The sequence below is a fragment of the Kitasatospora sp. NPDC036755 genome (genome assembly GCF_040636595.1).
In the GTDB taxonomy this organism is placed as follows: Bacteria; Actinomycetota; Actinomycetes; order Streptomycetales; family Streptomycetaceae; genus Kitasatospora.
Map to the genome: position 1 here is coordinate 1 of NZ_JBEZUT010000345.1, position 9109 is coordinate 9109.

The 9109-nt window shown below is 73.6% G+C and carries 8 protein-coding genes; 5 read left to right on the forward strand and 3 right to left on the reverse strand.

All coding sequences use genetic code 11. The features are described from left to right. Window positions 1–1051: dihydrolipoamide acetyltransferase family protein (locus AB0E96_RS34340; RefSeq protein ID WP_359829716.1), on the forward strand; the 1051-nt coding region annotated here is incomplete at its 5' end. Window positions 1052–1132: 81 nt separating this feature from the next. On the opposite strand, the gene AB0E96_RS34345 is transcribed toward AB0E96_RS34340, so the two are convergent. Both AB0E96_RS34345 and AB0E96_RS34350 read right to left on the reverse strand, forming a co-directional pair. Further along, a complete protein-coding gene (locus AB0E96_RS34345; protein ID WP_359829717.1) occupies window positions 1133–2056 on the reverse strand; it encodes a hypothetical protein in 924 nt (307 codons plus the stop codon). 212 nt (window positions 2057–2268) lie between these two features. Further along, window positions 2269–3204 (reverse strand): hypothetical protein, encoded by a 936-nt coding sequence (locus AB0E96_RS34350; RefSeq protein WP_359829718.1) that lies wholly within the window; start codon window positions 3202–3204, stop codon window positions 2269–2271. Between the two features lie 365 nt (window positions 3205–3569). Here AB0E96_RS34350 and AB0E96_RS34355 point away from each other — a divergent pair, with 365 nt between their 5' ends. Beyond that, entirely contained in the window at window positions 3570–4802 is a 1233-nt protein-coding gene (locus tag AB0E96_RS34355; RefSeq protein WP_359829719.1) for a M64 family metallopeptidase, read from the forward strand. A gap of 59 nt (window positions 4803–4861) precedes the next feature. After that, the gene (locus AB0E96_RS34360) at window positions 4862–6277 is read left to right on the forward strand and encodes an MFS transporter (protein WP_359829720.1); all 1416 of its coding nucleotides are present in this window, start codon (window positions 4862–4864) and stop codon (window positions 6275–6277) included. 65 nt (window positions 6278–6342) lie between these two features. Here AB0E96_RS34360 and AB0E96_RS34365 read toward each other — a convergent pair whose 3' ends face one another. After that, entirely contained in the window at window positions 6343–7164 is an 822-nt protein-coding gene (locus AB0E96_RS34365; protein ID WP_359829721.1) for a maleylpyruvate isomerase family mycothiol-dependent enzyme, read from the reverse strand. A gap of 174 nt (window positions 7165–7338) precedes the next feature. Here AB0E96_RS34365 and AB0E96_RS34370 point away from each other — a divergent pair, with 174 nt between their 5' ends. Then, a complete protein-coding gene (locus AB0E96_RS34370) occupies window positions 7339–8136 on the forward strand; it encodes a carbon-nitrogen family hydrolase (protein WP_359829722.1) in 798 nt (265 codons plus the stop codon). Window positions 8137–8286: 150 nt separating this feature from the next. Further along, a partial coding sequence (locus tag AB0E96_RS34375; protein WP_359829723.1) for a GntR family transcriptional regulator occupies window positions 8287–9109 on the forward strand: 823 nt, incomplete at its 3' end.

Consider the following 9109-nt stretch of genomic DNA (forward strand, 5'->3'; position numbering starts at 1 on the left):
ATCGTCGAGACCATTTCCCGGACGAGAACCCTTCCGACCCTGCTCGCCTGGTCGATCGCCGGATAGTGGGGTTCGAGCAGAGCCACGATCTCGTGCCGCGGCGCCCGCCCCGGTGGCCGAACTGCCGGGCGGGGAGCGTCCGTTGGCCAAGCCTCCGGTGCGCAAGCTGGCCAAGGACCTCGGCGTCGACCTGCGCGCGGTCACCCCGACCGGCCGGGACGGCGTGATCACCCGCGAGGACGTGCACGCCCATGCCGCCGCCCCGGCCGCCCAGGCCGCCCCGGCGACCGCGGTGCCCGAGACCGCCGTGGCCGAGCCGGCCGCGCAGCAGGCGCTCGTGCCCGCCGCGGGCGACGTCCGGGTGCCGATCAAGGGCGTCCGCAAGGCGATCGCGCAGGCGATGGTGGCCTCGGCCTTCACCGCCCCGCACGTCACCGAGTTCGTGCAGGTCGACGTGACCCGCACGATGAAGTTCGTCCGCCGGCTCAAGGAGAGCGGCGAGCTGGGCCGGGACGTCCGGGTCAGCCCGCTGCTGATCGTCGCCAAGGCGCTGCTCACCGCGATCAAGCGGCACCCCGAGATCAACGCGCAGTGGGACGAGGCGGCCCAGGAGATCGTCCTCAAGGGCCAGGTGAACCTCGGCATCGCCGCGGCCACCCCGCGCGGCCTGATCGTCCCGAACATCAAGGACGCCGGGTCCAAGACCCTCACGGGGCTGGCCACCTCGCTCGGCGAGCTGGTCGACACCGCCCGTCAGGGCAAGACCTCGCCGGCCGACATGCAGGGCGGGACGATCACCATCACCAACGTCGGCGTCTTCGGCGTCGACACCGGCACCCCGATCCTCAACCCGGGCGAGGCCGCCATCCTGGCCTTCGGCACGGTCCGGGAGCTGCCGTGGGTGCACAAGGGCAAGGTGGTCCCGCGTCAGGTGACCACGCTCGCGCTCTCCTTCGACCACCGCCTGGTGGACGGGGAGCTGGGCTCCAAGGTGCTGGCCGACGTGGCCGCCCTGCTGGAGCGCCCGAAGCGCCTGATCACCTGGGGCTGACGCCCCGTAGGGCATGAGGAAGGGGCCCTCCTCCGCACCGCCGTGCGGAGGAGGGCCCCTTTCCTGTGGCCGCCCGTTCGACTAGCGCTGGTGGCGCAGCCGGCGTACGGCGATCAGGAGGCCGGCTCCGAGGGCGAGGAGCGCGGCGGAGCCGGTGGCGAGGAGGGTGTTGGTGGCGGAGGAGCCGGTGTGGGCCAGTTCGGGGGTGCCGGCGGGGGCGGTGGTGGCCGGTGCGGCGGTCGGGGTCGCGGGGGCCTCGGTGGCCGGGGCGGCGTCCTTGGTGGTGTCGGTGGCGGGTTCGGCGGTCTTGGTGTCCTTGGCGGGCGTGGTGGGCTTGGGCTTGGCCGGGGTGGTCGGCTTCTCGGACGGCTTCGGGTGGATCACCGCGACCTCGGTGATCCCGCCCCGGCCGTGGTTCGGCGAGCCGATGATCTGGAGCCCTTCGACGTCCTTGGCCACGTCGGCGGAGAGCCCGACCCGGAAACGGAAGGAGACGGTCTGGCCCTTGGCGAGCGGCACGCCGGCGGACGGGGCGTTGCCGCCGATCGCCGGGTCGCAGCCGTTGCGCAGGGCGATGCGCTGCCAGTGACCGTTCGACAGGACCTCGGCGGTGACCTGCGAGGGCCTCGGGGTGCTCCCGTTGAGGTTGAAGAACGAGATGCCCGGGGTGATCCGGTGGTAGTCCGCGCCGGTGTTGTTGGTGACCTTGAGGATGAACTCCGCCTTGGGGCCGCCGACGGTGATCGCGGAGGGGACCTTGGAGAACACGGCGGTGGCGCCCTGGCCGTGCAGTTCGAGGGAGTCGTCCTGCTCGTCCGCGGCGGACGGCTTCGCCGGGGCGGTGACCGGGGCGTCGTCCGGGGCCCCGCAGGCCCAGGCGGTGTCGGTGGCGAGGAACTGGACGCCGCCGACGAGGACGGCGGTGGCGGCGAGGGTGGCGAGGCGACGGCGGCCGGAACGGGTGCGGTCGTTCTTCGCGAAACGGTTGATAACGGACGTGCTCATGACGTGACTCCCCAATGGTCATGGTCTGACGAGTGTGGTGAAGGCGACCGGCTCCGCCGCTCCTCCTGAGCGGTGGCGCCCCCCGGCTCTGCCGGTCTCGTTCTCCGTGCCTTCATGTGCATGGACGCGCATCCCCGGCGGGGGTTGCGGGTGGTCCGGAGGATTTCTTCGTTCGACGGGGCCGAGGGCCGCTCGGCCCCGTCGGCGGTCGGTCAGCGCTGGTGGCGCAGCCGGCGCACGGCGATCAGGACGCCGGCTCCGAGGGCGAGGAGCGCGGCGGAGCCGGTGGCGAGGAGGGTGTTGGTGGCGGAGGAGCCGGTGTGGGCCAGTTCGGGGGTGCCGGCGGGGGCGGTGGTGGCCGGTGCGGCGGTCGGGGTCGCGGGGGCCTCGGTGGCCGGGGCGGCGTCCTTGGTGGTGTCGGTGGCGGGCTCGGCGGTCTTGGTGTCCTTGGCGGGCGTGGTGGGCTTCGCCGGGGTGGTGGGCTTCGGCTTGGCCGGGGTGGTCGGCTTGGCCGTGGCACCGTCCTGGGGGTGGGTGACCTTGACCGCCTTGAACCCCGAGTCGCCGGGGCCCTGCGAGCCCGCCATCTCCGTCGAGGCCAGGATGTCGATCGTGGTCACGCCGGCCGGGGTGCTGGGGGCCAGGGAGTACCGGAACGTGAAGGTCGTCGAGCTGTTGGCGGCCATCCGCTGGCGCTGGGAGCCGGTGACGTCGACGACGCGGGAGCAGCCGTCGCGCAGCTGGAGGTTCTTCCAGGCGCCGGTGTAGTCCTTGAACTGGATCTTGACGTCCTTGAGCCGGGCGGCGGCGCCCGAGCCCGGGGTGGCGAGGGCGAGGAAGGGCTCCATGCCGTGGGCGTCCTCGGCCGCCCTGTTGGTGACCTTGAGGGAGACCTCGTTCCAGCTGCCGTCCGCGACCACCGAGGACCTGGCCGAGGTGATGGCGGTGTCGGGGGAGAGCCCGGTCGCGTTGGCCGCGGCCTCGTAGGCGCCGCCCGTCCGGTGGTCGCCGCAGGCCCACGCGCTGTCGGTGGCGAGGAACTGGACGCCGCCGGCGAGGACGACGGTGGCGGCGACGGTGGCGATGCGGCGGCGGCCGGAGAGCGGGCGGTCGTTCTTCGCGAAACGGGTGATAACGGGCATGCGCATGGCGTGGGTCCCCAGGGTGGTCGTGCTGGTGGTGTGAGTGGGTGAAGACGACCGGCTCCGCTCCTCCTGAGCGGAAGCGCCCCCCGGCTCTGCCGGTCTCGCTCTCCGTGCCTTCACCCGTATAGACGCGCATCCCCGCAGGGGGTTGCAGGTGGATTCAAAAAACTTTTCGGGCACCTCCGGCGGGCCTCTGCGGCCGTTCGGGCGGGTGGTTGGTATGACCTGAATGATCCGGAAAGTGCGGATCGTTCGGCCAGGTCGGTGACTTTTTCGCGGCCGGACAGGGGAGTCCCGGCCGCCCGGGTACGTCTCCGCTCCACCACCCGGGCGACGCCGGGTGACCGGAACCCGGAGGACGCACCCGTATGGCGCCTGGCAAGCCTGGCCGTCTCGTCCGGAGTCTGGCCGCACTCGTGCTGGTGTCCGCCGCCGCCCTCCCGGGCGCCCTGGAGCTGATCGGCCCCTCGCCGTTCGGCGTGATCGGCCCGGGGGCCCCGGCCGACCGCGCGGTGCCTCCGCACACGGCCCTCCAGGCCGATCAGCGGATACCCGCGGCCGCCCCCACCGTCGACATACGCCGCACCGGGGACCCGGCCAACCGGATCACCCTGGTGCTGCTCGGTGACGGCTACACGGCCGGCGAGCAGGACCTCTTCCGGCAGCAGGCCGACCGGGCCTGGCACGCTCTGATGGACATCGAGCCGTTCCGCACCTACCAGGGCTTCTTCAACATCAGGCGGGTCGAGGTGGTCTCCCCGGTCTCCGGGATCGCCGAGTCCGAGAGCCGCGGCCGCAGGACCACCACCCCGCTCGGCATGCACTTCTGGTGCGAGGGCACCGCTCGGCTGCTCTGCGCCGACGAGGCCGCCACCGCCCGGTACGCGGGGGACGGCGCCGGACCGCAGTACCTGATCGCCCTGGCCAACTCCACCGAGTACGGCGGGGCCGGCGGCACCGGGGTGACCACCCTGGCGGGCGGCAGCCCGGACGCCGGGCGGATCATCCAGCACGAGATAGGGCACACCGTGGGGGACCTCGGCGACGAGTACGACAGCGCCCCGGAGGACGCGGACTACCCGAACCTCGCCACCCTCAACGCCGACGACATGCGCAGGAAGCAGACCAAGTGGTGGCGCTGGCTGGGCGCCGAGTCCCCGGACGGCGCCGGCGTGATCGGCGCGTACCGCAGCGCCAACGGCCTCTACCGGCCCACCCAGGACTCGGTGATGCGCACCCTGGGCAGCGCGTACAACCTCCCCTCGCGCGAGGCGATCGTCGAGGCGCTGTACCGCAAGGTCCGGCCGACCGACGCCCCGGTGCCGCCGCCGGGCGAGGTCTCCGGCCGGCCCCGGCTCGAAGTCCGGCCGCTGCCGCTGAACGGCCCGCGGCAGCTGAAGGTGGAGTGGAAGGTGGACGGCGTCCCGGTGCCGCCGCAGTCCGAGGACGGCTCCTCGCTGGACACCGCCCGACTCCAGCTGCCCCCGGGGCGGACGGCCACCGTGACGGCGACCGTCAAGGACACCACCGACTGGGTGCGGGACGAGGCCTTCCGGGACCGCTGGATGACCCGCTCGGTGTCCTGGACCCTGGCCGGCTGAGTCCCGGCCCCGCCCCGGATCTGGGCGTCCAATCATGGGATGACTAATCTGGTCGGACTATGACCGTGGAGCCCGCCCGTTCAGTCCCGTCCCTGTCCGTCCCCGCTCCCCGATCCACCGCCGAGCCCCCGGCCGCCCCCGCGCCACCGCCCGGGCCCGTGCCGCCCGGCGGCCGCGCGGCCTGGCTGGCCTGGTCCATCGGCGTCAGCGTCTACATCCTGGCCGTCATCCACCGCACCAGCCTCGGCGTGGCCGGACTGGACGCCGCCGACCGCTTCGGCATCGGGGCCTCGGCGCTGTCCACCTTCTCGATCCTCCAGGTGCTGGTCTACGCGGCCATGCAGATCCCGGTCGGCCTGCTGGTCGACCGGTTCGGGCCGCGCCGGGTGCTGCTGCTCGGCGTGCTGCTGCTGAGCGCCGGCCAGCTGGCCTTCGCGTTCAGCTCCGCCTTCGGCCCCGCGCTGGCCTCGCGCGCGGTGCTCGGCTGCGGCGACGCGATGACCTTCATCAGCGTGCTGCGGATCGCCGCCCGGTGGTTCCCGGCGGCCCGGAACCCGTTCGTCGCCCAGCTGACCGGCCTGGCCGGGATGGGCGGCAACCTGGTCACCACCGTGGTGCTTGCCCGGGCACTGCACAGCGAGGGCTGGACGCCCACCTTCGCCGCGATCGCGCTGCTCGGCGTGGGGGTGTTCGCGCTGGTCGCGCTCTTCCTCCAGGACGCGCCCCGCCAGGACCCGCCGGTCCGGGACGCGCTCCACCCGCAGGCCGCTCACCCGGAGGCCGCTCACCCGGAGGCCGCGGCGGCGCCGGAGACCGCGGCGGCGAGGTCGAAGGTCGGCCGCCAGGTGCTCGCCTGCTGGCGGGAGCCGGGCACCCGGCTCGGCCTCTGGATCCACTTCACCACCCAGTTCCCCGGCAACGCCTTCGGCCTGCTCTGGGGCCTGCCCTACCTGGTGCAGGCCCAGGGCATGTCCCGGGCGGGGGCGGGCGGACTGCTGACCCTGCTGGTGCTCAGCAACATGACCTTCGGCTTCGTCTTCGGCCGGCTGCTCTCCGCCTCGGCGCGGGCCCGGATGCCGATCGTGCTGAGCGTCATCGCGGCCACCGCGCTCGGCTGGGCGCTGGTGCTGTCCTGGCCCGGCGGCCACCCGCCGGCCTGGCTGCTGGTCGGGATCATCCTGGTGATGGGCAGCAACGGCCCGGCCTCACTGGTCGGCCTCGACTACGCGCGCGCCCGCAACCCCGCGGAGCGGCTCGGCACCGCCTCCGGGATCGTCAACATGGGCGGCTTCATCGGCACGATGATCACCCTGTTCGGCATCGGCGTGCTGCTGGACGCGCTCTCCCCGGACGGCGCCGGTTCGTACTCGGCCGCGGCCTTCCGCTGGGCGTTCTGCTGGCAGTACGTCCCGCTGGCGCTGGGCACGGCGATGATCCTGCGGCTGCGCCGGAAGGTCGTGGCGCAGCCGGGCTGAGCCCGGACCCCGGGCCGGACCCGCCCGGGGTCCGGCCCCGGGCCGGCTCGGGTCCGGGCCGGGACTCAGATGGTGACGGAGAAGTTGGCCAGCACCCGCTCGGCCAGCTCCCGGTCGCCCTCGACGGTGACCGGGCCCGGCCGGCCGCGGCCGCAGGCGAGCCGCAGGTAGGTCTCCCAGTCCATGGTCAGCTGGACGTCGGGCGCCAGGCTGATCGACTCGTCCACGGTGCAGTGGCCGGTGGCGTCCACCCGGACGGTGCGCAGGAACTCCACCGGGCCGGTCACGTCCAGCACCAGGGCCGTTCCGGCCGGGGCGCCGGCCTTGTTGGCGACGGCCTTGGGCAGCAGCTCCAGCAGCAGGTCCCGGGTGATCAGGGCGGCCGGGGCGTCCAGGTTGCCCGGGGCCTCCAGGGCCCGGCGCAGGTCCTGCTCGTGCACCCAGACGTCGAAGGCCCGCATCCGCAGCAGCTCGTGGTACGGGACGTCCCGGGCCAGCGGCCCGGCCGGCCAGCGCACCGGCTCCTGCGGCGTCTGCTTGGCGTTCCGCAGCGCCCGGGAGCGGCGGATGATCGTGTACTCCAGCTCGCTGGTCATCTCCAGCGCGGTGTGGCAGCGGCGCTTGTCGACCGGCAGCTCGACGTAGCGGGCGAACTCGGTGGTCACGTGACGGAGGTCACGCGGCAGCGAGTGGATCGGGCGCGGGTCGCCGAGCAGGTCGGACTCGACCGCGATCACGTGCGAGACGACGTCACGGACGGACCAGCCGGGGCACTCGGTGGCCCGGTTCCAGGAGCCCTCGGGAAGGGGGGCGACCAGCTCCGATATGGACTCGATGGTCTGGGTCCACGCCTCGGTGTAAGCCTGCACGGTCTGGTTGTCCGTCACGGGAATCTCCGGCCCTCCGTCAGCTTCCTTGCCACCTGTGCCCCGCCGTCACGGCCGACCGGGATGGTCCGGCTTTCCGGGCGCACACGCTAACCGCACGTTACGCTGCCGGGTGACAGCTGGGCAGCGCTTTCGGGTGACGATCGTAGGTCTCTTGCCGTGGACGGTGGTACTGTGCGCGCTTCATTGATCCAACTCGCGGTCTCCGACGCGGAGCCGCCCGCCGAGCGGAGGGCCCGGGCGGCGGCCCTGGTCAGGGCGCAGCAGGGCGCCGACCTGGTGGTGCTCCCGGAGCTGTGGCCGCTCGGCGGCTTCGCCCACGACCTCTGGTCGGACGGCGCGGAGACCCTGGACGGACCCACCTCGGACGTGATGTCGGCCGCCGCCCGGGCCGCCGGGGTCTGGCTGCACGCCGGTTCGATCGTCGAACGCGATCCGGACGGGCCGATCTACAACACCTCGCTGCTGTTCTCCCCGGACGGCGAGCTGGTGCACACGTACCGCAAGATCCACCGCTTCGGCTTCGACAGCGGTGAGGCGGTGGTGATGGGCGCCGGGCAGGAGATCGTCACCGCGCCCACCGACTTCGGCACGCTGGGCCTGGCCACCTGCTACGACCTGCGCTTCCCGGAGCTGTTCCGGGCGCTGCTGGACGCCGGCGCGCAGCTGCTGGTGGTCCCGGCGGCCTGGCCGGCCAAGCGGCGCGAGCACTGGACGCTGCTGGCCCGGGCGCGGGCGGTGGAGGAGCAGGCCTTCGTGCTGGCCTGCAACACCGCGGGGACGCACGCCGGGATCGAGCAGGCCGGGCACAGCGTCGTGGTGGACCCGTGGGGCCGGGTGCTGGCCGAGGCGGGGCCGGACGAGGAGGTCCTGACGGTCGCGTTCGACCCGGCCGAGGTGGCGAAGGCGCGCGCGGAGTTCCCGGTGCTCCGGGACCGTCTGCTGGGGATTCCGGCGCCGGTCCAGCGCTGAGCCGGAGCGGGGCCGGGGCGCGGCGGACGGCGTTCGGGGTGGGTTGGTTCGTACCTGGGTCGATCGGGTTTGAGAAGATGAGCACTCGTCGTGTTCCCCGCCGGCCCGTACGAGGGCCGGCACGGTAGGCCGCCCGAGGAGGTCGCGCCCATGCCTGACAACGGCGCAGGCGACACCCCCCGCCCCGTCATCCACCGCAACAGCCTGCGCGAGCAGATCGCCGGCGCGCTGCGCGAGGAGATGATGGCCGGCCGCCTCGCGGCCGGCCGCAACTTCACCGTCAAGGAGATCGCCGAGCTGTACGGCGTCTCCGCGACCCCGGCCCGTGAGGCCCTGGTCGACCTCGGCGCCCAGGGGCTGCTGCGGGCCGAGCACCACCGCGGCTTCACCGTGCCCGAGCTCGGGTGGGACGACTTCCTGGAGATCTTCGAGTCCCGGGTCCTGATCACCGACAGCTTCCACCGCCAGTACGCCGACCGCCGGGCGCTGCCCGACCTCAGCCGGCTGCCCTCGCTGCACCGCCGGGCCGACGCGGCGGTGCGGGCCGCCCGGGCCGGGAACCTGGACGTGATGGTGGGCTGCGACCGCCGGTTCTGGCAGGAGGTCGGCGGGCTGCTCGGCAACCGCCGGATCGCCGACTACCTGGACTGGCTGCGGGTGCAGTCCTGGATGTTCGCCGCGCGCTACCTGCGGAAGCTGCCCTCGCTGGGCGGGGTCTGCTGGGAGCGCCACCCGGACCTGGTCGAGGCGATCGAGGCCCGCGACTCGGCCGGCGCGCACCGGATCATCTGCGAGTACAACCTGTACACCGTCCGGCTGCTGGCCGGGCTGGCCGGGCAGCCGCTGGAGTCGGTGACGGTCCTGGAGCTGCTCACCGCCTACGCCGGGGAGGACTCGCCGCCGGTGCCGGTCGAACCGCCGCCCGCGCCGCCCGCGCCGCCGGCCCGGCCGGAGCCGGCCGTCGGGCCCGTCG